The organism is Dictyobacter sp. Z7_2 (assembly GCF_057551105.1).
In genome coordinates this window covers 4,212,412-4,236,008 of the sequence record NZ_BAAJPE010000002.1, presented here as the reverse complement: position 1 = coordinate 4,236,008, position 23,597 = coordinate 4,212,412, and the positions used below count along the sequence as shown (strand labels likewise).

Below are 23,597 nucleotides of genomic sequence, written 5' to 3'. Positions count from 1 at the left end.
ATTTCTATGAGCGAACGTAAAATATCACCGCGCCAAAGTAGCGCAATTTTGCAGGCATTTAGTAATGGAGTAACGCCGCGTATTGGACTAGAACACGTGGTAGTTGGACGTAGTGCAGAAATATCAGCCATGCTTGATGATTTAGACTATCACGTGGCGCAAGATGGAGCAAGCTTTCGTCTGGTGGTTGGCCCATATGGCTCTGGTAAAAGCTTTATGCTTCAAGTAATTCGTAATTATGCGCTCCAACGTAACTTTGTAGTTGCGGATGCTGATCTAAGTGCTGAAACGTCGTTTGACAGGCACAAAGGGACAGGGAGTTGGTTTGTATCGCGAGCTATTGAAAAATATGGCTATTCGAACACGTCCTGAAGGTGGTGCTTTTTCACCGTTACTGGAACATTGGATGAACACTATTCAGGGACAGGTAATGCAATTCTCTAATTTGCTACCTGACGATCCAAGATTTTTGTTGCTAATTGAACAAAAGGTACAAGAGACGCTCCGTTCAATTAGCTTTTTATCAAACAGTTTTGATTTTGCACGTGTACTTTCTATCTATTGGAGAGCCTATCAGCTAGGTGATGATATAAAAATGGAGCAGGCGACGCGTTGGTTGCGTGGTGAATATCAAATCCTCAACGAGGTGCGTGCAGATCTACAAGTTAATTCAATGGTAACAGATAAAAATTGGTATAATTATCTCAAGCTTTTTGCCTCTTTTTTTCAAATTATTGGCTACCAGGGTTTGATCATCTTTTTTGATGAGGCTGTCAATCTCTATAAAATCAGTAATGCGGTAGCGCGTAACAATAACTATGAGCAATTATTAACTTTTTTCAATGATGTCAACCAAGGTGTTGCTCAGCATATTGGCCTGATTTTCAGTGGCACACCTCAGTTAGTCGAAGATACAAAACGTGGCTTATATAGTTATGAAGCACTACGCTCACGTCTACAAGAGAGCCGTTTTACTCAGAGTGGACAGCGTTCATTTGCCGGGCCAATTATTCGTTTAGATACGTTGACCAACGAAGAACTTTTTGTGCTCTTGCAAAAGTTGAGAAATATCCATGCATCACATTATCACTATTCAACAAAGATCAGCGACGATGATCTTCAGCAATTCATGGGGGTCGTAACTGCACAAATAGGCTCACATCAGCTACTGACTCCACGCGAGATATCGCGAGACCTGATTACGGTCATGGAGATGATGCGACATGACAATACGCTTACATTCCTGGATATCATTCATAAACGCAGTTTTGTAAGTGCTCAACCTCACGCCGATCCAGATGTATTGACGCCACTCAATGAGATTATTGATGATGATTCATCTTTTGCTGGATTCACACTATGAATACAAATGACGCTTTTAATCGTCTAGCACCATTCATTCAGAGGTATATTTATCAGAACAGTTGGGACGATCTACGTGACATTCAAAAGGCCGCAATTCCTGCTATTCTAGATACAACAGATCATGTACTCATCATGAGTGGTACAGCAAGTGGCAAGACCGAAGCTGCTTTGCTGCCAACGCTAACCTTATTAGAACAATCACCTGCACAGTCGGTAGGTATCCTTTACATTGGGCCGCTGAAAGCTCTGATCAATGACCAATTTGAGCGCATCCAAGAGCTATTACAAAAACATCCAGATATTCCTATTCATGGTTGGCATGGAGATATTTCCTATCATCGAAAAAAACACTTTTTAAAACAACCACGAGGCATCTTGCAGATTACGCCTGAGTCTGTTGAAGCATTGTTCGTACACCGTTCAGGCGAGTTAAAAACGATCTTTAGCGATCTACGTTTCATTATTATCGATGAAATCCATGCTTTTTTAGGCACCGAGCGTGGACAGCAAGTGCATTGCCACCTACAACGTCTGGAAAATATTATCCGCCGACCTGTGCGACGGATTGGATTATCCGCGACCATTGGTGATACTGATATCGCATTACAATGGCTCGCAAGTAGCTCTCAATTCCAAATACCGGCTCGTCTGGTCACAGAAATAACACATGGCCGACGTATAGAGTTACTCGCCAAGCATTTTGTACTATTAACTAAAAAAACGTCTATTCCTGAACTGTTCACTCCGCATAGAGCAGCGACTTCCTCTAAAGATAACACTATTTCGACCACGTCATCATTACCAGATGGGATAAATGATGAGATATTGATGGCAAACGTCTCTCAGCAACGATATAAACTGCTGCAAGATATTAACGATTACTATGATGACCTCTTTACGATGACGAGGCGTTATCAGAAGGCACTTGTATTTACTAATCGGCGCACCAACGCTGAACGCATAGCAGCCGAGCTCCGCCAACGTCTGGAGCAAGAAAACACACATATTGATAGCTATTTTATTCATCACAGTAGTATTGCTTCAGACGTACGAGCGTTTGCAGAGATGAAAATGCGAGATAAATCTCAGCAGGTATGCACTATAGCAACTGCTTCATTGGAGTTAGGTATCGATATTGGTCAACTAGACCTGACAATTCAGATAGGTGCTCCAAATACTGTCTCTAGTTTTGTCCAACGGCTCGGACGTTCTGGTCGCCGTGGAACACCATCACGTATGTGCTTCTACACATTTGAATACCTGAACAACGATTCACGACATTTATCAAACTTGAAACAGATCCCATGGGATCTGCTCCAGACGATTGCAATAGTCCAACTCTACCTCGAGGAACAATGGATTGAGCCACCCGATATCCCCACTATGCCATTGAGCTTGCTCTATCAACAGACGATGAGTATCATGCTCGCACGAACAGAAATGACACCAGCCCAATTAGCACAATCTATCTTAAAGCTATCGCCCTTTCGAAGCATCACATTAGATGAATATCGCCTTTTTCTTCAGCAACTAGTGCAGTCTGATCACCTCGCGCAAATGGATGAGGGAACACTAATAGTGGGAATAAAAGGCGCCCAGTTAACAAGTCATTATCACTTCTATTCAATTTTTGCCAATGAGCAGGAGTATAAAGTATTAGACGGCACACAGGATGTCGGTACAATTCAACAAGCACCACAGGTCGATAGCCTCATTGGTTTAGCAGGATATGCCTGGAGAGTTATCTCTGTTGATGAGCCAAGACGAATTGTACATGTAACGCATACACAGGGGACGGTCAATCAAGCCTGGCTAACCTTTACTAATCTGCACTTCCATGAGCACGTAGTCCGACGCGTGCGTCAGGTCTTACAGGAAGAGAATATATATACATACCTTTCTGCTCCAGCACGTCAAAGTCTATCTTTAGCGCGCCAGATAGCCAGTCCATCCAATGGCTTTGAGCGTGCCATTATCCCTCTCGAACCCGGACATTTTGCAGTGTTCCCCTGGGCTGGATGGCGTATTAAGACCACACTTACTCATATTTTCGAGCATCTAAATTGGTATCATATAAGTACCAATTCTATCTATTATATAGAAATAGTTTTCGATGGCAAAGCAAGCGATGTACAGACAGCGTTACGCATGTTAAGCACTCAGGTGCCTACACTGATAGCAGCCTTAATCCCAGAGATGAAAGATACACAATTATGGCAAGGCAAGTATGACCATCTAGCTCCTCGCGCATTGCTAGAAAAAGCGTACATCAATGATATACTTGATATTACGGGAACTATGCAATGGCTAGCAAACTGTACAGAGTAACTCTTACAATAAGATAAAACCACTGTAATCTTGAGCAGGTCTTGAGCATTTTGGCGCTTTCCTATACACCTCATTGACTTCTTTACGCCTATACTGAAAACGGCAAAACATCATCGTTTCGCACCCACGCGTAAGAAAGTTGTCAGAGGTGATAAGAAGGAAGTGCTAATCATGCATTCAGCTCTGCCGTTACATCCGCTGGAGAGGCACGAAGTGCCTCGCTGGCGGTATTATCTTGTTGAAAGTATGCTGGCCTGCGCAGGAGCACTCCTACCGACCGCATTCATTGCCCTATTCCATCTCTATCCGAGTATTCCAAACATCTCGATCGTCTACCTGCTAGTCGTGCTGGCACTGGCTAGTACACGGAGTCGCTATACGGCGATCCTGGCCTCGGTACTGGCCTTCCTGGCGTTCGACTTTTTCCTGGTGCCGCCTCTGTATCGCTTTACGATCAATCGCATCGAAGAGTGGCTGGCCTTATTTGTCTTTTTGGTCGCCGCCATCCTGACCAGTCAGCTCGCCTCATCGCTACGCCAGCGCGCCGAAGAGGCGGGACGCCGCGAACGTGAGACACGTATCCTCTATGAATTGATGCGAGCCATCAATGGCAAAGAGCAGCTTGAGCAACAATTGACGATTATCGCCAAAGCCATCATCAGCGTCTTTGCATCCTGGGGAGTCTACGAGTGCGCCTTTCTGCTCCCCGAAAAGGATGGCTCTCTGAGCGTGCAGGGACAAGCTCCCCTGTTATCCGAGCATCAGATTCTTTCCGGCGATGAGCGAGCTTCCGCTTTGTGGGCTCTGACAAAAGGAGAGTCTGTGCTCTTACGCGATACACCAGCAGAAGCGGGAATAGCTCCACATTTATTTGTGCATCGCACCGCAACGCGTCAGAGCGATCGGCGCTCGCTGCGCTTTATCCCGCTGCAAATGGGTCAGCAAACCATTGGAGTCGCCTGCTTGCGCATCCAGAACGATCCGCGCTGGTTTGCGGAAGAGGAACATCTCGAAGATGAGCGCATCCGTCCCAATGCGCGGACGACTTTCTTCTGGATGTTTATCGATCAAGCGGCTTTAATCATCGAGCGGGCTCACCTGCGGCGTGAGAATCTACATGTCGAGCTGCTACGTCGCACCGATGCGCTACGCGCTTCGCTCCTCTCATCGGTCTCCCACGATCTGCGGACGCCACTTTCATCGATCAAAGCTGCCGCCAGCAGCCTGCTCCAGGAGGAGATCGTGTGGAACGATGAGGAACGCCATAGTTTTGCCTTTACAATTGAGCGCGAAGCCGATCGGCTCAATCGTCTGGTAGGAAATCTGCTCGACATGTCGCGCATCGAGGGAGGCGCGCTGGTGCCGGAAAAAGAGTTGTATCCCTTCGACGAGCTGATGAATGATGTGCTCGATCGCCTGAGTCCGCTTTTGCATGGGCGTACGATCAATACGGAGGTGCCCGACGATCTGCCGCCGGTGCCGCTCGACTACTTACAGATTGATCAAGTGCTGACGAATCTACTGGAGAACGCCGTACGCTATACGCCAGCGGATAAACCGATCGATATCAATATCAATGCCCAGGACGATCAGATCACGATCATGATCGCCGATCGTGGTCCGGGCATCCCGGCAGAGGATCGTGAGCGCATCTTCGATAAATTCTATCGCGTCCAAAGCGGACGCTATCATGCGACCGGCTCGGGCCTGGGATTGGCTGTCTGTAAGGGCTTGATTGAAGCACATAATGGTCACATCTGGGCGGAGTCACGCTCCGGAGGTGGCTCAATTTTTACGATCACACTACCTCTGACGGAAAGGACTGGCCTGCTCGTATGAGTAAAACTGGTGCGCGTATTCTGGTTGTTGACGATGAGATAGAGATCCAGCGCGCCTTACGACGCGGTCTGACGGCCAATGGCTATCAGGTCTTCACAACTGGTAGCGGCGAAGAAGCTCTGGAGGCGATTGCGGATCTCCGTCCCGATCTGCTGCTACTCGATCTGGAGCTACCCGGTATTAGCGGACTGGAGGTATGTAAGCAGGTACGCAAAGTTTCTAACCTGCCGATCCTGGTGATCTCTGTCAAGGATAACGAACATGATAAGGTTCGCGCTCTCGATCTGGGTGCCAACGATTATGTCGCCAAGCCCTTTGGCATGCTTGAGGTACAGGCACGTGTGCGTGTAGCCCTACGCCATGTCGCGCAGAGACAGATCGGGACGGAGCCGCGCATTGAGACAGGACCACTCATGGTGGATTTCTCCTCGCGGCAGGTGCTGTTACATGGCAAAGAGGTAATCCTCACGCCAACAGAATATACGCTACTGAAGACCTTTATTACCCATCGCGGCAAGATCATGACGCGTCAGATGCTGCTGACCGACATGTGGGGAGCACAATCAACAGATAAGGATCATAGCTTGCATGTCTATGTGGGTCAGCTCCGTCGCAAGATAGAACCCATACCACAACATCCACGCTTTATTGTCACGATCCCAGGCGTCGGCTACCGTTTCAACGACGATGAGGCGATGACAAAGCCTATTTTATCCTGAGAATATCTTGAGAATATTCGCTTATCTCTATAGCTCGCCTTGAGTGATTCTGGATTAGACTCTATATGTAAGCAGTTGTAGTTCTTGTTTCGATACATGGTGGTGTTGCAATGACAGGAGGTTTGATCATGACATCACGTTTACTCCTCCCTTTCACGTCTGGAGTTGATTCTCAGGCAATCACGTACGCAGTGCAGCTCGCACAGAGTCAGGATGCTGTGCTTGTACCACTCGCGCTCATTTACCACAAGGAAGGTAAAAAGGTACGGCTGGAGCATATCCAGCAGTCGCAAGATTTTCTGGAGACGGTTCGGACGATTGCAATACGCTTTCAGGTCCCCGTTGAGTGCTATGAGTGCTATACCAGCGATGTCATCGCTTCCATCACACGTCTGAATGAAGAGCTGGCTTGCGAGGGCGACATTATCATCATGTCAACACAAAAAACATGGCTGATCCAATTGCAAGAAGTGCAAGCTCTCCTGAAGCAAACCGACAGTTCACTGCTGCTCCTGCACATACCGGAACATCGACAACGGAAGGGATCAGTACTGATTGAACAGTTGATCAAAAATTGGCGACAGCGGGACATGCCACAGGAGAGCCATCTGGTAACATCCCAGTAAAGCAGCGAGGCTGAAAGTTTTATTGTCACATTTCATCATAGGCTGGCGTGTTTGAAGAGAGAAGGAGCAAGGAGAATGCAAGGAGTACATATGTTACTTGTAGAAGATGATGAGGTGTTGCGTGACGTTGTGGCACGCAACTTGCGGGCACGTAACTATGAAGTAAGCCTTGCGGGCACAGCCCAGCGAGCATTACAACTCCTTCAAGCCATCACATTTGATCTGATCTTTCTGGATATTGATCTACCCGATCTGACCGGATGGGATATTCTGCGCATCGCACAACAAAACGGTAGCCTTCATCCCCAAGAAAACGCGAATGGAGAACCATATCTACCTGTGGTCGTGCTTTCAGCAGTACGTGTCAGCCCGCGCCGCCTGGCAGAGTTTCATCCGATTGCATATCTGCCCAAGCCATTTCCAATGGATGCGTTGCTACGCCTGGCCGCCGAAGTCTCACAGCGCAAAGAAGCATCAACACCACCAATGGGATGACAAGCCGAAATTCATACCAGTTCACAAGGAGAAAGACTATGCTTGATCTACTGATCATCATCGTCACCATCGTCATGTTTGTGGCGTTTACCTTCTTCACAGAAGGATGCGAGCGTCTCTAGCAAACATTTTACTTGGAGTAGTTTGCTCTCTATAGAAAGTCAAAGGACGGAGCTATGAACACACCACTGGAATACATTCTGGTCGGGATCGTCACACTTGGTGTTCTGATTTATCTTCTCATCGCCCTCCTGGCACCCGAGAAATTTTAGTTGTTCTTTCATCATAAGCGAGGTAAAACATTATGCCTGTAACGCTGAATAGTGTCCTGCAGGTACTGATCTTCCTGGGCATTGTACTTTTATTGACCAAACCAGTCGGTCTCTACCTCTACAAGGTCTTTAATGGAGAACGTACCTGGCTCTCACCAGTCGTCGTGCCCGTTGAGCGCTTCTTTTATAAGCTCTCCGGTATCCGCGAGGAGGATGAGCAAAAGTGGACGGGCTATATCATCTCCATGCTGGTCTTCAGTCTGGTGGGAATGCTGCTCCTCTATCTGTTCGAGCGCACCCAGCAGTGGCAGGGATCATTCTTTAATCCGCAAGGACTGCCAAACGTAGAGCCACAACTGGCCTTCAATACCGCCGCAAGCTTTACGACCAATACTAACTGGCAGAGCTACACCGGTGAGCAGACAATGAGCTATCTGACACAGATGGCAGGCCTGGCATTTCATCAATTTGTTTCTGCAGCCGCTGGTATAGCACTGGCAGTGGCCGTGGTACGCGGATTAGCACGTCGCAGCGCACAATATCTGGGTAACTTCTGGATCGATCTGACCCGCTGCGTGCTCTATATACTACTGCCGATCTGTTTTGTCGGTGCACTCGTCTTCGTCTCGCAGGGCATGATCCAAAACTTCAGCCCTTATACGGTAGTACATACGCTAAACGGACAGGTACAGACCATTGCGCAGGGGCCGGTCGCCTCGATGGAGGTCATCAAAGATCTGGGGACGAATGGTGGCGGCTTCTTTAATGCAAATTCGGCTCATCCATTTGAGAATCCCAATGCCTTTACAGGATTGCTGATTATACTCTGTGAGATAACGCTGGGAGCTGGCCTGTTCTACATGTTTGGCAAATGGGTAGGCAACACGCGTCAGGGCTGGGTGCTCTGGGCAGTATCAGCAATCATCTTTTTAATCGGCACCGCAGTGATTATCCCTGCCGAACAGACAGGTAATCCAATCATGACCAATCTGGGCGTGAACCAACAGGTGAGCAGCACGCAGTCAGGTGGCAATATGGAAGGCAAAGAGGTACGCTACGGCATCACCCTTTCGGCGCTCCAGGAAGTTGCGACGACAGCAACCTCAACCGGCACCGTTATGAGTGCTCACGATAGCTACACACCACTTGGTGGACTGGTACTCATCACCAATATCGCGCTCGGCGAACTCATCTTTGGAGGTGTCGGCTCGGGACTGTATAGCATGCTCTACTTCGCGATCATTGCGGTCTTTATCGCTGGACTGATGGTTGGTCGAACACCGGAATATCTTGGCAAGAAGATAGAACGTAAGGAGATCATGATGGCCGCACTGGCCCTCTTGATATCACCGCTACTGGTCCTCACCTTCACGGCACTCGCGATGGGAGTTCCCCAGGGACTTTCGAGCATTGCCAATGCAGGTCCGCATGGATTGACGGAGGTGCTCTACGGATACACATCCGCCAACGGCAACAACGGCTCAGCCTTCGCAGGGCTGGCTGCCAATACAGGCTTCTACAACTGGTCGCTCGGTCTGGTCATGCTGATAGGTCGTTTTGCCGAAGTCATACCAGTGCTGGCCTTCGCAGGCTCTCTCGGCAGGAAGAGGGTGATACCAGCGGGCCTTGGAACCTTCCCGACCACCGGACCACTCTTTGTAGCGCTCTTGATGGGTGTCATCGTCATAGTGGGAGCACTCACCTACTTCCCGGCCTATGCACTGGGACCAATAGTAGAACACTTGCTTATGTACAGTGGTAAGACGTTCTAGTACCCATATTCGTTCAGAAATGAAGCTAGCGTTTCTGAACGCAAGGAAATATGACATGCAAACTGAGATAAAACCCCAGACTTTAGATGCCCAAACACCTAAAGAACGGAAAACACATCGCAAGGGAGAGATCTCGATCTTTGATCCAAAGATCATCCGTCGAGCCATCCCGGACTCATTTAAGAAACTGGACCCACGCGTACAGATCAAGAATCCGGTCATGTTCGTGGTGGAGATCGGTAGCGTCGTTACCACGATCGAGTTCATCCGCCTGCTGTTTGTTCAACCATCGGCAGCACTACCACAGACACAGTTAACGTACGAGCTCATCTTTGTGCTGGCGGTCGCCATCTGGCTCTGGTTTACCATCATCTTCGCCAACTTCGCTGAGGCGATGGCGGAGGGACGCGGCAAAGCACAGGCCGATACGCTCCGTAAGGCGCGGACAACGACCGTCGCCAGACGCTTGAAGGGGAAAAATCGTAATAGCGGAGTAGAAGAGATTGCAGCTCCCGATCTGCGCAAGGGCGATCTGGTCCTGGTAGAAGCCGGAGAAGTCATCCCTGGAGACGGCGAGGTCACGGAAGGTGTGGCCTCGATCGACGAGTCAGCCATCACAGGAGAATCGGCTCCCGTCATTCGCGAGAGCGGCGGCGACCGCAGTGCGGTGACTGGCGGGACACGCGTGCTCTCCGACTGGATCGTCATGAGCGTGACGGCCAATCCAGGCGAGACATTCATGGATCGCATGATCGCTCTGGTCGAGGGTGCCAAAAGGCAGAAGACGCCGAATGAGATCTCGCTCAACATTCTGATCGCCAGCCTGACCATCATCTTTGTGCTGGTCGTCGTCTCGCTGGAACCATTTGCCATCTACTCAGGACAGGCAGTCTCGATCACGACATTGATCGCTCTGCTCGTCTGCCTGATCCCGACCACGATCGGCGGATTGCTCTCGGCAATCGGTATCGCAGGTATGGATCGCATGGTGCAACGCAATGTCCTGGCGATGAGCGGACGGGCGGTTGAGGCCGCAGGCGACGTCGATGTGCTCCTGCTCGACAAGACTGGCACCATCACACTCGGTAATCGCATGGCAAGTCGTTTCGTTCCGGTCAGTGGCGTGGATGAGCGCGATGTGGCACAAGCTGCACTGCTCTCTAGCCTCTCCGACGAGACTCCTGAGGGTCGCTCGATTGTAGCCCTGGCAAAAGAACATTATGGACTAACCGAAGAAAAACCAAACGGAAATACGACCTTTATCCCCTTCTCAGCCACCACCCGCATGAGTGGAGTTGATCTGGAAGAAAATGGTAGCGTGCATAGTGTACGTAAAGGCGCGGGCGACTCTATTAATAGTTATGTCGCAGAAAACGGCGGTACCAGTAGTGACGAATTGAAGGATATTGTCGAGAGTATTGCGCGAGCCGGCAGTACACCACTGGTGGTGGCTGAAGCAGACTCTGCGGCCAATAGCACAACGACGAAAGCACGTGTGCTGGGCGTAATTGAGCTGAAGGATATTGTGAAAAGCGGAATGCACGAACGTTTCGATCAGATGAGGCGCATGGGCATTCGCACGATTATGATCACCGGCGATAATCCGCTGACGGCCGCCGCAATTGCCAAAGAGGCAGGCGTCGACGATTTCCTGGCTCAGGCAACTCCTGAGAACAAAATGAAGCTCATCAAGGAACAGCAACTGGGCGGTCGGTTGGTGGCGATGACCGGTGACGGTACCAATGACGCCCCGGCACTGGCTCAGGCCGACGTAGGCGTGGCTATGAATACCGGTACGCAAGCGGCAAAGGAAGCGGCGAATATGGTCGATCTGGACTCCGATCCGACTAAATTGATCGAGGTCGTCGAGGTCGGCAAGCAGCTCTTGATCACACGCGGTGCCCTGACAACGTTCAGTATCTCTAACGATGTCGCCAAGTACTTCGCGATCATTCCAGCCGCCTTCTCGGTAACGTATCCGCAGCTGGGAGCATTGAACATCATGCACCTGGCCACGCCGCACAGCGCGGTACTCTCAGCAGTCATCTTTAATGCATTGATCATTATCGCTCTTATTCCGCTGGCACTACGCGGTATCAAATATCGCCCGATCGGAGCAGGTCCATTGCTACGGCGCAACCTGCTGATCTACGGGCTCGGTGGCATTATCGTTCCGTTCATCGGAATTAAGGTCATCGATATGATACTCCAGGTATTGCATCTGACATTATAAAAAGATCGGCAGCGGCAGCAGGTCAGTGTTCGCCTCAGTGCAATGGACATGACTTACTGCCAGCCGAGACTCCGTCAATGCGGAGCCTGACAACCATAGAGAGAATTTCATCATTCATCATACATACAATGACATCGCGAAGTGAGGAAGGAAGTTATGAGCACCATCACACCAGACGCTCCCGAAAAGGCGTCCCAGCAGGCTCCCAAGCGCTCATGGATACAAAGGTTCCCAAACACATATCTACGTCCAGCCATAGTCATGACCCTGATCCTGACTATCGTCACAGGTTTTCTTTATCCCGGCATCATCACCGGCATCGCGCAGGTAATCTTTCCCTATCAGGCCAACGGCAGCCTGATCAAAAATTCGAGCGGACAGGTGATCGGCTCAGAGTTGATCGGACAGTATTGGACCGCGCCTCAGTACTTCCATGGACGCCCCTCGGCAACCTTGAATACAAGCGGCACGCCAACACCCTATGAGGCCGATAATTCCAGCGCCTCCAACCTGGGTCCAACCAGTGCCACTCTGGTCAAGAGTGTCCAGCAGCGTACCATCGAGCTGAAAAAAGAGAATCCGGACGCGCCAGCAGGGCCAGTACCGGTCGATCTTGTCACAGCATCAGGTTCGGGACTGGACCCGGATATCTCGATCGCCGCAGCACTCTATCAAGCACCACGCATCGCAAAGGCACGCGGCTTGAGTCAGGATACGGTCATACAACTGATCAACAGCCATGAGACAGGACGCTTCCTGGGCATCTTCGGCGAGCCGTACATAAACGTCCTCGACCTGAATCTGGCCCTCGATGCTCAAAAGAGCTAACGCGGATACAAATTTTTAACACAGGACCGTGTATGCGGAGCCTCCCAGATAGAAAGCTCCACATACACGATCTACTTTATTTCATAGTGCTTCTCCAACTTCTAATTATATTATTCCAGCTTCTAATTACAAGAAACATTCTACTATCTTTATACATGCAGCAAAATACTTTATACTATGACAGATAAATATCAAAATTTAAATTTTCAGCTGGAAAGAATGACAAATGAGCAATATAGAGCCTTTATCGCAACGTATGTACTATCTCCGACAATTGTTACTTCGCAACCAGAATATCACACTCCCGATCGCATCTGTACGGGCCAGCGTCCCTTTACAAACAGTCTTCCAGCCACTGATGTTACTTAATGATCCTTTGCTCCTGCAAAAGGATGGGCAGGAAATCACGCAGCAAGATGAAGAAGATCTGTTTCAGGAGGACCAGCAACATAAAAAAGTTGTGGTCAACAATGGGATTGCGGCACTTGAGAAAAGTCCTCAGCGGCGGATGGTTGTACTGGGTGGCCCTGGAATGGGCAAAACAACGATGCTTAAGGACCTCTTACAGCAAGCCATCCACCACGCACAACAGGATGAGCAGGCTCCCCTGCCTATCTTTATCTCCTTGCCAGATCTGGCTCGCTCAGGACAGACACTTCAGGAGTACAGTAGCAAACTTGTGACAGAGCTCGGATTGGGGCAGGGATTTACATCAAGCCTGATGGCAGCTGTTGAGCAAGGACAGGCTTTTCTTTGTCTGGATAGTTTGGATGAAGTGTTACCGGCTCTACGCACAAACGTGATTACGATGCTTAATCGGGACGCGTTGCGTTATGGCGGAACCTGGATTATCGGTTCGCGCTTTACTGAATACAAGGGCGGACAATTTGCGCACAGTCAATTCGCCGAATGGGAATTGCAATTATTGGATGACCAGACACAAATCCAACTTGCACATCAAGTTCTCAGCGCGTTGCAGGCTATTTTGCATACCGAAACCGGGAACGTACCAGAACCATCCGCAAAGATTTTTATAGACATGTTAAAGAACGATACACAGACCAGAAGCTGGGTCCAGACCCCCTTACTGCTCAGTCTGGCTGCGGTCGTCTATGCACAGACAGGCAAGCTCCCGGCCAGACGTGTCCAACTCTACAACAAAGCCATCGAGACAATGCTAAGTATGCGCATCACAGAGCCAGCAGAGCGCCAGCAGTTACGTCAGCTGCTAGCCGAGCTTTCGCTTCAATTGTATCAAACGCACGGACGCAATTTCACGCTCCAGGAACTACAAACATTGGTGCCTCCACATATAGCGGAGCTAAGTTCGGAGGAGCAACAGACTCTACTGGCACAGCTGTTGGATAGCGGCATCTTCGAGACAGTAGCATATCAGACGTACGGTTTTAAGCATCAAACATTCCAGGAGTATCTGGCCGCCGTCGCGCTCGCCCAGCAGCTATGTAGCAAAGATGATACTCTCTATCAACGCAACTGGGAATTTATTTGGAGTAAGCATCTCTACAGTCGCTGGAACACAATCTTACGCCTGCTGGTTGGCGTGCTCACACATGATTATGGAGAACATGGTATCCACATCGTCGTGCGCTGGCTTACCCGACTGGCAAACGAACGAGAAGCAGCCGAAGGTGACATTGGGAATTTATGCCTCTTTCTCGCGCTCTACTCATTGCAAGAACTGAGTCCACACATATATCAAGCAGAATTGGCCGCCCTTGAGAGCAAACTGCTACATGCCTGGGCCAAAGAAAATGCAAAAAGCAGGAGTGGCAATCATTGGTATGAGCTCAGCGCAGTAGCAGCAGAATTGGAACTGTCCACTGTTCTGCCATTTTTTCAAACACTAGAAAGCCAGAACCAAACATGGTCTTACTATCCCAGATCAGGCAATACAACTATTCTTTTCTACTTACCATCATCATTACTCAAGGCCAGCTTTGAGGATCTCTCCCATATACGTCTTACCGAATGCTACCTGATTGAGACCTGGAACAATGATCAACAACTGCAAAAACTGCTCTCTTTTTACGCTGAGACGACCGAAGTTACATTACATACAGCGGTTATAGGTTTGCTCGGTTACATTCAGAGGCCAGCCGCACTTGAGTTCCTTGTAGCGCTCCTGGCAAAGCCAGACGAAAAATATGAAATACGTTTGGCTTTGCCAGGAGCGCTCAAACAACAGCAAGACCGTGTGCCATTAAGTATTTTTTACTCTCTCTATAAAGATAAAAGGTCAGCAATACGCGCTGTCGCTATCAGAGCGATTGGACAAAAAGAGACGTTCAAAAGAGCACAGAAGTTTTTACATACCGCATGTCAGCAGATTGACAGTGATTTAATCATTACAGCAGCAATAAATGCCTGCGCACAACGAAAAATCCTACCTCCTATTACTGCACTAACCAGAGCACTAATCATCTGGGATGATGAAGATCATGAGACGGAAGAAAGTATCAAATTCTTATTCACAGAGTATTATCAAACGATCCCAATCGAACCGTTTTTATCAATTTTATATGATAAAAACGAATATGTCTCTTTTTTAACGATAGAAGTATTAGATTTATTAAAAGAGCGTATTTCTAACAACATTTGGATAGATATCATGCTTCATTATTCACCTGGCGATACCCAGGCAGAAGTGGCAAAAATCTTAGAACGAAGAGGTTATACATACACGCCTGAAGTACTCTTTCAAATGCTCAATATTGAAGCGCTCACGCCGATTGCATTACGTAATATTACACGCTTGAAATTACAAATTCCAATTGATCACCTATTGGAGCTACTCAATCAGAATTTACCTGTTTATAATGAAGCACTTTTACTTGCACATTCAGCTGGAGAGGTGCCAGTTGAGCCAATCCTTCAGGCTCTCTATCGACCTGATATCCAAAAACAGCCTGCCACCTGCCACGCATTGATCTCTCTGCTACTCAAACAAAAAGTACAGCCACCACAGGATGCACTGCAAGCGATAGTGAATCAGGCTTCAACTTCCTGGCGACAACAAAAACCCTACTTTAAGTTGATTACTTTTTTAGTAACCAATGATTTCAAGCTTGACTGGCAGATAATTATTCGAGCCGCAATCTCTGATGCCAATGGAGGCGGAAAACTTCTACTGAGTACATTTCCACAATTCGAATCTTCCTATGCGATTACGACATTGTTGTATTCACTGGATGCTCAATTTGCCTCTACCAATAAAGATATATTTCCTCGTCTATTCCATCATTTATATGAACAAATCACACCAGAGCTACTCTTTAGTGCACTCAGCAATGCAGCATCAGATCAATACCTGGCCTGCTTTATCCTGGCCGTAGCAAGCAAATTTCCTGAGGATTTTATCTGCCAGTATCTAAAAAATGGCAACCAGAATGCAGACATAGCGACACTTTTTGTAGATCTATGCAACAAGCATAACATCATCTTGCCCCTGGACGTGTTACTGGCAGCGGATACCTGGATAAGCGATACTCGGATAACTTCGCTAAATCAAAAAGCACTTAAAGCAAGTGATGTACTTATGCAAGCGTTCTCTCTCTATCAAGATCGAGATCAAAAAACTGCATTGGAGTCATTCATCGCGCATTCAAAACATACATTCAGCGCTTTTTCCGTAAAAGCGCTAATGCATCTGATAGATGTACTACCAGACGCATTCCTACTAGAACTACTTTCTGATGCAGATCCTGCAAGAAGGCAGGGTGGTATCCAGATTGCCGCCGCATTCAAAGCACGTGCACCGCAGCAACAGTTACTGGAAATCTTACACGATCCCTCCGAGAATAGTGAGACCAGATATTATGTCTTTCAAACTTTGGCGAATTTAGGCGACTATATCTCACTCGATCCTCTGTTTGAGATGGCAACTGGTTCAAACCGTAACTTCCAAAATCAAGCATGGGAGGCGTTGCTCACTATAGTCAAACAAGCAAGCCAGGAAATTGTTCCAGCACGCGCATTCAGCCTCCTGGAGAGTTCAGATGAGACATTTGTGCAAGGAGCGCTACGATTGCTCGAAGCGATGATCGAGCGCGGGCAGGATCTGCCAAGTGCTCCTTTTCTCTCCTTGCTCAACAGCCAAGACGATACAACCTGCCAATATGCAGCAAGTTGCTTATGCAAAATGGGAGCAAAAGCCCCCATACAATCTATCTTACAGATCATAGAGACAGTCTCAGATGCGAGCAAAATGTCAATCATTTGGGGATTTCGGTATCTCAAGGAGCAAGCTCCGTGCGAATTCTTGCTCGATAACCTCGATAGCCATCGTGCAAGAACAGCACTTGAGACGTTAGCCAAAACTGCTCCACAAAACATAGTAGCGCTACCAAAGAAGTACCACACATTGGCATTTGTACGTCAAGAAATACAATCTTCGTTACAAACGATGCTTAAAGATAATCAAGATATTACACCGTATCTGCATATGACACAAGCAGCGCTTACTGATCAGGAGAGAGAAGTACGTCAAGCTGCATATGTGACAATGAGTATGGGTAGTCAATATTTCTCTCCAGAGCCCTTGTTACAAGCACTCATAGAAGAGGACAGGGAGATACAGCATATAGCACTACAAGCACTGACAGCCTTTGGCTCACATGCACCGGTTAAGGCACTATTACCTCTGGTCGGCGAGACGGAATTGGGACCCGAGGCACTGGAAACACTGTGGCAGACACATCCTGAGGTCATCCGCACGCTAGTACCGCAAGCCGAAGCAATGTTACGTCTTGAAGCTCCCCCAGCGCCCTTTGCGACACGATCCTACTATCGCATTGCAGAGACAGTTAAAATGATAGAAAAGGCCACACCAGCCGTTCTGGAAATGCTCACCAACTTCCTCAGTTATCCTCAATGGGATGTACAGAAGCAGGCAGCCAATGCGCTTGGCGCGATCAAACGCAATATTCCAGATACGAGCATTCGCGCATTAATGACATTACGTCGAACGTCGGAGAGACAATCTGTGCGCCAGGCCGCCGATAAGGCCCTGGGTGAAATTCTCTCGCTTGAACAAGGTATAGAAGGCGAGTAAATAGGGATGGCCCATGGCGACATGACTGACTTGCTATCTTGAGCAAATCTTGAGCGTTTGGCTTTTTCTCTATAGTATCTTTTGATCTATTTGTGCGTATGATTAACATAACATGAACGAAAAACCAGGCAGACAACAAAATCAGGAAGATGGTAGACCAAATCCCGAAGAGCTGCTCAGACGCTATAATTTAAGGGATCAGGATCTTCATCCATCAAGCGACAACACTCTACAGCCAGACAGCAAGGGTGAGTATCAGTCGTCTACGGTTGCCAACGATGACGAGATACAAGCTGAACATCATCATCGGCCAGGTGAACGAGGGCACTTGCGTATCTATCTGGGAGCCGTCGCCGGCTCAGGCAAGACCTATGCGATGCTAAACGAAGGGCATCGACGTAAAGCACGCAACACCGATGTCGTGGTCGGGTTTGTCGAAACGCATAAACGTGTCCAGACGGAGGCGCAACTCAAAGAGCTTGAGGTAATCCCGCGCAAGAGGATTCTCTATCGAGGAGTTACGTTGGAGGAGATGGATACCGAGGCCATCATTGCACGCCATCCCGAGCTGGTCCTGGTTGACGAACTGGCCCATACCAACGTGCCCGGCTCAAAACATAACAAGCGTTACCAGGATGTGCAGGAGCTACTGGACGCTGGTCTGGATGTCGTGACGACACTCAATATCCAGCATCTTGAAAGCTTGAACGATATGGTCGCCAGCATTACGGGTGTACGCGTACGCGAGACGCTGCCAGATCAGGTTCTCGATCAGGCGGATGAGATAGAGTTGATCGATATCTCACCAGTGGCGCTGCGACAACGCATGAAGCACGGCAATATTTATCCGCCCGAACGGATCGAACCGGCACTGAACAACTTCTTCCGTGAGGGAAATCTGACGGCGTTACGCGAATTGGCTCTGCGTAGAACCGCCGATAAGACCGAGTCCCAGCTTCAGCACTATATGGATGAGCATCATATCGACCAGCTCTGGCCCGCCAGCGAGCGTATCCTGGTCGGCTTTGACCATCGCACGCATTCACGACGCGTGATCCGCGACGCCTGGCGCCTGGCACGCGGACTCCATGCCGATCTGATCGCGGTCTATATCCAACCAGTTGGTTACCTCTCGTTTGCCAGCAAAATCATCGGCTTTCTCAAGTTTGGCAAGGGAGCTGCAAAACAGTATGCGGCCTCTCAGCAGCGCTTAGAAGAGCACGCGCTCCTGGCAGAAGACCTGGGAGCGGAAGTCATTCGACGTAGCAGCAGCAATATCGCCAGCACGCTGGTCGAGATAGCGAAAGAGCGTCAGGTGACACAGATTGTGCTCGGTCAGCCGACCCGCTCCCCATGGGAGGAATTTCTACGTGGTTCGGTGATTAATCGCCTCCTGCGCCTGAGCCAGGAGGTCGATATTCATCTGGTTCCACAAAACAGGAAAGTGGAACACTAGCCGGCGCTTTTCCGGCTAGCGGATCTCAATATTGAGCTGCAAAGAGACAGAAGACGTCTCTCGTACCTTCAGATACACCTCTGAGACCAATGCCTTGACATCCTCCGTGGTCGCACTGCCAAGGTTCTCAATATAGTTCGCGTTCTTCTCAGAAATGCGAGCCTGTCCAATCGTCTTTCCGGGCAAGCCAGCCTGTCTGATCAGCTTCGCCGCACTGCCCTCACCATCAGGGTCCATAAAGATCATGTCGGAGCGCAGCCCACTCGGGACGATCTGGCTATGGATCGCCTGATACGATGCCAGGCGCTTTGATAGCGTGTATGGATCTTCACGATGCAGCCGCAGTCCAAGGGAGAGGATGATCTCGGCTGGCTCAATCAAACCACGTTCATGAAAGACAATCTGACCATCCTGACCGATTTTACTCTCGTGCTCTTTGCGAAAACGACTCGAACGATATCCCAGATCAAGAAATTCTTTTGTGTAGCGGCGGCTCAGTGGGAGAATCGTGATGCCCTGCTCAACCCGGCAGCTACGCGTATCCAGCACATCGATCCACTCAAGGACTTCGCCCAGATCACGATTATGAGCGCCAGCATTACAGACCAGGCCGCCACCAAGCGTCCCCGGAATGCCACTGGCAAATTCGAGGCCAGCCCACTCCTGCACTACAAGCTCATGAATCAGCCGCGACCAACGAGCTCCGGCTTCTACTTCCAGCAGTGCCGTGCCGTCTTCTTGCTGATCGATCGTGTAGGAGCTGGTCTGCAACTGCGCCACGATTCCTCGCACGCCGTCTTCAGCAAAGATCATATTCGAATTCCCGCCCACGATCAGCAAAGGCCAGTCTTTCTCTACGCACAACCTTACGAGATTGATCAGATCTTTCCGCTGCTCCACAACGATCCAAACATCCGCAGGTCCACCAATCCCTAAAGAATTATGAAGTGCTAACGGCTCATGCTGGCGCATGTGATCTCCAAAAAATGGGGCAAGCTGCTCATAAGCAATCGTTGTTGGAAATAGCATCATTCTCCGTCCTTTCAAACCATTCTCTTTCCCCATACTCATTCGACACAACACGCGGCAAGGAATAGAGAGAATAGCATCTGCCCAATAAAACTCAATCTTCTTATGCACAAGTATAGTGGTTAAATGTCACATTACGATCAACAAGCCATTGTTATCCCTCACAATCACGTCACATCATTAACGAAATATATAAATTTTCTCTGCATGGTATACTTCCTACTATATGATGCTAAATTCAATAACAAGAGAAACAGATGAACACACATCTTCCCTATTCCATTCATCCAATAACAAACATTCCCACTCTAATAGCTGGCGGAGAAGATTCGTGGTTTGCAATTGGTAGTTTTTTGCATGATTGGTGGCACTACGCCGTCAACTATCGGCATCAGCTTATTGACACCCCACCCCTAAGCAGCGATGGCTCGATAGGGCGCCAGTGGGCAGCGTTTTGTGCGGCAATGGTTGAAGAACTATGTCAAAGAACCGCATTTCCTACTCCATCATGGGTATATCAGTCTGTTTATACTCTTGATCATCCCTGGCTACTATCCTCTGAACCTTCTCAGAGAGAATGGTTACTCACTACTTCACCTGCATCTTTTCAACGCCATAACGTCTTTGTGGGAGCAACCATACTCGATAACAAATATGAAATTCAGCCAGCCGCTCACGCGAAGCCTCGCTGGCAAATATGGTCTGACGAAGAACTCAAACACTATCAGAACCGCAATCACCTTTCGAAATCTTGAAACATGGCACAATTCCCTTTCGTTCGTAGACTGATGCTTCTTTCTCAAAGGCTGTGAAATTTTATTACATGGTCATAACAACCATAGAAAAAAAGGATTTTCGGCCTTTCTTCATTATTATCTTAAGTTTTCCATGTTCTTTAAACATCTTTTTTGCCCTGATGCATGATCATAAATTTTCTGCTAGCTATATCTCGTCACTTTGCGCGCGCGGGGCTGTGGTATATTTGAGATGAAGCAAATCTCGCACGCGAGCGGATCGTGATGTTCCCGACCAGATAGATATGACGAGCAACGAACAGGGTGACAGGATGCGCGACGATTAGATGCTGATGGTTTGGCTTCATAAATGTCCTGTTTGAAAAGGTGTAAATGATGCAGATACAAAGCTATGTCACGGAATTGCAGATACCAGGCTATGTCACGAATAAAAAATTGCGTGTTTGGGTTGAAAAGATGGTGGCGTTGTGCAAACCTGATCAGGTCCATTGGTGCGACGGCACACAGGAAGAATATGATCTTCTGTGTGAGCAGATGGTGGAGTCAGGCACCTTCATTCGACTCAATCCCGAGAAGCGTCCGAACAGCTTTCTGGTGCGCTCGGACCCCGGAGATGTCGCACGGGTCGAGGATCGGACTTTCATCTGCTCTCTGAGTAAGACGGATGCCGGCCCGATGAACAATTGGGTTCAGCCTAAGCAGATGAAGGAGACTCTCGTTGGTCTCTTCGATGGCTGTATGCGCGGAAGAACGCTCTATGTGATCCCCTTCAGCATGGGACCCCTCAATTCCCCGATCTCACAGATTGGCGTTCAGCTGACAGACTCTCCCTATGTGGCAACGAGTATGCGGATTATGACTCGGATGGGTCGCGCGATATACGATATCCTTGAGGATAACAGCGATTTCATCCCCTGTATGCACTCGGTCGGTATGCCGCTGGAATATGGGCAGCAGGATGTCTCATGGCCGTGCAATCCAGAGACTAAATACATCGTGCATTTCCCTGAGGAGCGAGCCATCTGGTCCTATGGTTCAGGCTACGGCGGCAACGCACTGCTGGGCAAGAAGTGTCTGGCACTCCGCATCGCGTCGGTACAGGCTCGCGATGAGGGCTGGTTGGCTGAGCATATGCTGATCCTGGGCGTCGAGAATCCGACTGGCGAGAAGACCTACGTTGCCGCCGCCTTCCCCAGCGCGTGTGGCAAGACAAATTTCGCTATGCTTGTCCCTCCCACCGAGTTCCAGGAGGAGGGGTGGAAGGTAACGACGGTCGGCGATGATATCGCCTGGATCAAGCCTGGATCAGATGGAAAGCTCTACGCGATTAATCCTGAAGCTGGCTTCTTCGGCGTCGCACCAGGTACCAGCGTACGCTCGAATCCGAATGCGATGGCCTCAATGCAAGCAAATGCGATCTTCACCAACGTCGCGCTGACCGATGACGGCGATGTCTGGTGGGAGGGCATGACAAAAACTCCTCCAGCCCACCTGATCGATTGGACCGGTCAGGATTGGACACCCGAGTGCGGTCGCAAGGCGGCACACGCCAATTCACGCTTCACAGCCCCATTGAGTCAGTGTCCGGTGCTTGATCCATCGGCCAGCGATCCACAAGGGGTCCCGATCTCAGCCTTTATCTTCGGCGGACGACGCTCGGATGGCGTTCCTCTGGTCTATCAATCGTTCAACTGGGCCTATGGCGTCTATTCCGCCGCCACAATGGGATCAGAGATGACTGCCGCCGCCGCCGGTAAGATCGGCGAGGTGCGCCGCGATCCATTTGCCATGCTGCCGTTCGCCGGCTATCATATGGCCGATTATTTCAATCATTGGCTGGATTTCGGACGCCAGTTGTCAAATCCTCCGCGCATCTTCAACGTGAACTGGTTCCGGCGTGACGCCGATGGCAATTTCCTCTGGCCTGGCTTCGGCGACAACATGCGCGTCCTGAAGTGGATCGTCGAGCGAGCACAGGGCAAAGCCGTCAGCATCGAGAGCCCCATCGGCTGGATGCCTCGCTATGAGGATCTGGATTGGCGCGGACTCTCAGATTTCACACGCGAGCATTTCAATGATCTGATGTCCGTTGATCGCAATCTGTGGCGACAGGAACTCCTCTCGCACGAAGAGCTGTTTGTGAAGCTGTATGACCGCTTGCCAAAAGAGATGGTGTTTATTCGCGAGCTGATTCTGTCGAGTCTCTGGCGCTCTCCCGAGCATTGGGATCAGTCAGCCCGATAATCGCATGTGAGCGTGCAATGCTGTGAAGAGAGACACACAAAACTCTTCTGCCCACGGCGTCAACGCTCACCGACGTAGCGGCGCGGCTCCGCCGTGCTGTCTGTAACTCGTATGATTCGGCCTGGGAGCGTCTCGCAATGGAACGCTATGGGCAACGTGGTCGTACGAGTCACAGACAGCACGGCGGAGCCGCGCCGCTACTACTCTGCCAAAGATCATCACGCCTCTGTCTCAGAGGAGATATGTTCCCAAAACAGATCCGTGAAGTCGTCGGGGTGAGACGCCCACCGACGTAGCGGCGCGGCTCCGCCGTGCTGTCACTTCCCGCACGACACCGTCCCACGTGCCGATGGAAGCAACGCCAACAAGACGCTCCACGGTGGGAAGATTGTGCAATGGAACCTCATGAGGAGCATGGTCGTACGAGTCACAGACAGCACGGCGGAGCCGCGCCGCTACGTCGGTGGGCGTCTCACCCCACGGCTTCACGGATCTGTTCTGGAGACACATCTCCCATACAATAGAGACGTATGGCCTTTGACTTTTAATCTTCCAGGGGCATGAG

The 23,597-nt window shown here is 49.5% G+C and carries 18 protein-coding genes; 15 read left to right on the top strand and 3 right to left on the bottom strand.

Annotated elements, in window-relative coordinates:
* Positions 1-6 precede the first annotated feature (6 nt).
* From AC27N8_RS31180 to AC27N8_RS31120, 13 genes are all read left to right on the top strand, one after another.
* A complete protein-coding gene (locus tag AC27N8_RS31180) occupies positions 7-372 on the top strand; it encodes a BREX system ATP-binding domain-containing protein (protein ID WP_487072851.1) in 366 nt (121 codons plus the stop codon).
* A complete protein-coding gene (locus tag AC27N8_RS31175; protein WP_487072849.1) occupies positions 350-1,363 on the top strand; it encodes a BREX system ATP-binding domain-containing protein in 1,014 nt (337 codons plus the stop codon). Before AC27N8_RS31180 ends, AC27N8_RS31175 begins: the two co-directional genes overlap by 23 nt.
* Complete coding sequence (locus AC27N8_RS31170) at positions 1,360-3,693, top strand: DEAD/DEAH box helicase (RefSeq protein WP_487072847.1); 2,334 nt, start codon at positions 1,360-1,362, stop codon at positions 3,691-3,693. The genes AC27N8_RS31175 and AC27N8_RS31170 overlap by 4 nt, the downstream gene beginning before the upstream one ends.
* Before the next feature lie 171 nt (positions 3,694-3,864).
* A complete protein-coding gene (locus AC27N8_RS31165; RefSeq protein ID WP_487072845.1) occupies positions 3,865-5,532 on the top strand; it encodes an ATP-binding protein in 1,668 nt (555 codons plus the stop codon).
* Positions 5,529-6,251, top strand: a complete 723-nt coding sequence (locus AC27N8_RS31160; RefSeq protein ID WP_487072843.1) for a response regulator transcription factor — start codon at positions 5,529-5,531, stop codon at positions 6,249-6,251. The genes AC27N8_RS31165 and AC27N8_RS31160 overlap by 4 nt, the downstream gene beginning before the upstream one ends.
* A gap of 128 nt (positions 6,252-6,379) precedes the next feature.
* Positions 6,380-6,877, top strand: a complete 498-nt coding sequence (locus AC27N8_RS31155) for a hypothetical protein (RefSeq protein WP_487072841.1) — start codon at positions 6,380-6,382, stop codon at positions 6,875-6,877.
* Between the two features lie 90 nt (positions 6,878-6,967).
* Positions 6,968-7,372: a response regulator gene (locus AC27N8_RS31150; RefSeq protein WP_487072839.1), complete on the top strand. Its 405-nt coding sequence runs from the start codon at positions 6,968-6,970 to the stop codon at positions 7,370-7,372.
* A gap of 176 nt (positions 7,373-7,548) precedes the next feature.
* On the top strand, positions 7,549-7,644 hold the full coding sequence (locus AC27N8_RS31145; protein WP_487072837.1) for a potassium-transporting ATPase subunit F: 96 nt from the start codon (positions 7,549-7,551) through the stop codon (positions 7,642-7,644).
* Positions 7,645-7,676: 32 nt separating this feature from the next.
* Positions 7,677-9,416, top strand: coding sequence for a potassium-transporting ATPase subunit KdpA (gene kdpA / locus AC27N8_RS31140; protein WP_487072835.1), 1,740 nt, complete (start codon positions 7,677-7,679; stop codon positions 9,414-9,416).
* Between the two features lie 55 nt (positions 9,417-9,471).
* Positions 9,472-11,649, top strand: coding sequence for a potassium-transporting ATPase subunit KdpB (gene kdpB, locus AC27N8_RS31135; protein ID WP_487072833.1), 2,178 nt, complete (start codon positions 9,472-9,474; stop codon positions 11,647-11,649).
* A gap of 156 nt (positions 11,650-11,805) precedes the next feature.
* On the top strand, positions 11,806-12,477 hold the full coding sequence (gene kdpC / locus AC27N8_RS31130) for a potassium-transporting ATPase subunit KdpC (RefSeq protein ID WP_487072831.1): 672 nt from the start codon (positions 11,806-11,808) through the stop codon (positions 12,475-12,477).
* A 226-nt stretch (positions 12,478-12,703) separates the two neighbouring features.
* Positions 12,704-17,548, top strand: coding sequence for an NACHT domain-containing protein (locus AC27N8_RS31125; RefSeq protein WP_487072829.1), 4,845 nt, complete (start codon positions 12,704-12,706; stop codon positions 17,546-17,548).
* A gap of 112 nt (positions 17,549-17,660) precedes the next feature.
* Positions 17,661-19,004: a sensor protein KdpD gene (locus AC27N8_RS31120; RefSeq protein WP_487072827.1), complete on the top strand. Its 1,344-nt coding sequence runs from the start codon at positions 17,661-17,663 to the stop codon at positions 19,002-19,004.
* A gap of 15 nt (positions 19,005-19,019) precedes the next feature.
* Here AC27N8_RS31120 and murB read toward each other — a convergent pair whose 3' ends face one another.
* Positions 19,020-20,036 carry a UDP-N-acetylmuramate dehydrogenase gene (gene murB, locus AC27N8_RS31115; protein WP_487072825.1) on the bottom strand — a complete coding sequence of 339 codons (1,017 nt, stop codon included), beginning with the start codon at positions 20,034-20,036 and terminating at the stop codon, positions 19,020-19,022.
* Between the two features lie 254 nt (positions 20,037-20,290).
* Here murB and AC27N8_RS31110 point away from each other — a divergent pair, with 254 nt between their 5' ends.
* Both AC27N8_RS31110 and AC27N8_RS31105 read left to right on the top strand, forming a co-directional pair.
* On the top strand, positions 20,291-20,788 hold the full coding sequence (locus AC27N8_RS31110; protein ID WP_487072823.1) for a hypothetical protein: 498 nt from the start codon (positions 20,291-20,293) through the stop codon (positions 20,786-20,788).
* A gap of 372 nt (positions 20,789-21,160) precedes the next feature.
* The gene (locus tag AC27N8_RS31105) at positions 21,161-23,032 is read left to right on the top strand and encodes a phosphoenolpyruvate carboxykinase (GTP) (protein ID WP_487072821.1); all 1,872 of its coding nucleotides are present in this window, start codon (positions 21,161-21,163) and stop codon (positions 23,030-23,032) included.
* Positions 23,033-23,098: 66 nt separating this feature from the next.
* On the opposite strand, the gene AC27N8_RS31100 is transcribed toward AC27N8_RS31105, so the two are convergent.
* Both AC27N8_RS31100 and AC27N8_RS31095 read right to left on the bottom strand, forming a co-directional pair.
* Positions 23,099-23,251 carry a hypothetical protein gene (locus tag AC27N8_RS31100; RefSeq protein ID WP_487072819.1) on the bottom strand — a complete coding sequence of 51 codons (153 nt, stop codon included), beginning with the start codon at positions 23,249-23,251 and terminating at the stop codon, positions 23,099-23,101.
* A 12-nt stretch (positions 23,252-23,263) separates the two neighbouring features.
* Positions 23,264-23,521, bottom strand: a complete 258-nt coding sequence (locus AC27N8_RS31095) for a hypothetical protein (protein ID WP_487072817.1) — start codon at positions 23,519-23,521, stop codon at positions 23,264-23,266.
* Between the last annotated feature and the right edge of the window lie 76 nt (positions 23,522-23,597).

Bases quoted from the DNA above. Each gene is read 5' to 3' on its own strand.
- AC27N8_RS31180 (WP_487072851.1), top strand. From the start codon at position 7: ATGAGCGAACGTAAAATATCACCGCGCCAAAGTAGCGCAATTTTGCAG.
- AC27N8_RS31175 (WP_487072849.1), top strand. From the start codon at position 350: ATGGCTATTCGAACACGTCCTGAAGGTGGTGCTTTTTCACCGTTACTG.
- AC27N8_RS31170 (WP_487072847.1), top strand. From the start codon at position 1,360: ATGAATACAAATGACGCTTTTAATCGTCTAGCACCATTCATTCAGAGG.
- AC27N8_RS31165 (WP_487072845.1), top strand. From the start codon at position 3,865: ATGCATTCAGCTCTGCCGTTACATCCGCTGGAGAGGCACGAAGTGCCT.
- AC27N8_RS31160 (WP_487072843.1), top strand. From the start codon at position 5,529: ATGAGTAAAACTGGTGCGCGTATTCTGGTTGTTGACGATGAGATAGAG.
- AC27N8_RS31155 (WP_487072841.1), top strand. From the start codon at position 6,380: ATGACATCACGTTTACTCCTCCCTTTCACGTCTGGAGTTGATTCTCAG.
- AC27N8_RS31150 (WP_487072839.1), top strand. From the start codon at position 6,968: ATGTTACTTGTAGAAGATGATGAGGTGTTGCGTGACGTTGTGGCACGC.
- AC27N8_RS31145 (WP_487072837.1), top strand. From the start codon at position 7,549: ATGAACACACCACTGGAATACATTCTGGTCGGGATCGTCACACTTGGT.
- kdpA (WP_487072835.1), top strand. From the start codon at position 7,677: ATGCCTGTAACGCTGAATAGTGTCCTGCAGGTACTGATCTTCCTGGGC.
- kdpB (WP_487072833.1), top strand. From the start codon at position 9,472: ATGCAAACTGAGATAAAACCCCAGACTTTAGATGCCCAAACACCTAAA.
- kdpC (WP_487072831.1), top strand. From the start codon at position 11,806: ATGAGCACCATCACACCAGACGCTCCCGAAAAGGCGTCCCAGCAGGCT.
- AC27N8_RS31125 (WP_487072829.1), top strand. From the start codon at position 12,704: ATGAGCAATATAGAGCCTTTATCGCAACGTATGTACTATCTCCGACAA.
- AC27N8_RS31120 (WP_487072827.1), top strand. From the start codon at position 17,661: ATGAACGAAAAACCAGGCAGACAACAAAATCAGGAAGATGGTAGACCA.
- murB (WP_487072825.1), bottom strand. From the start codon at position 20,036: ATGATGCTATTTCCAACAACGATTGCTTATGAGCAGCTTGCCCCATTT.
- AC27N8_RS31110 (WP_487072823.1), top strand. From the start codon at position 20,291: ATGAACACACATCTTCCCTATTCCATTCATCCAATAACAAACATTCCC.
- AC27N8_RS31105 (WP_487072821.1), top strand. From the start codon at position 21,161: ATGATGCAGATACAAAGCTATGTCACGGAATTGCAGATACCAGGCTAT.
- AC27N8_RS31100 (WP_487072819.1), bottom strand. From the start codon at position 23,251: ATGATCTTTGGCAGAGTAGTAGCGGCGCGGCTCCGCCGTGCTGTCTGT.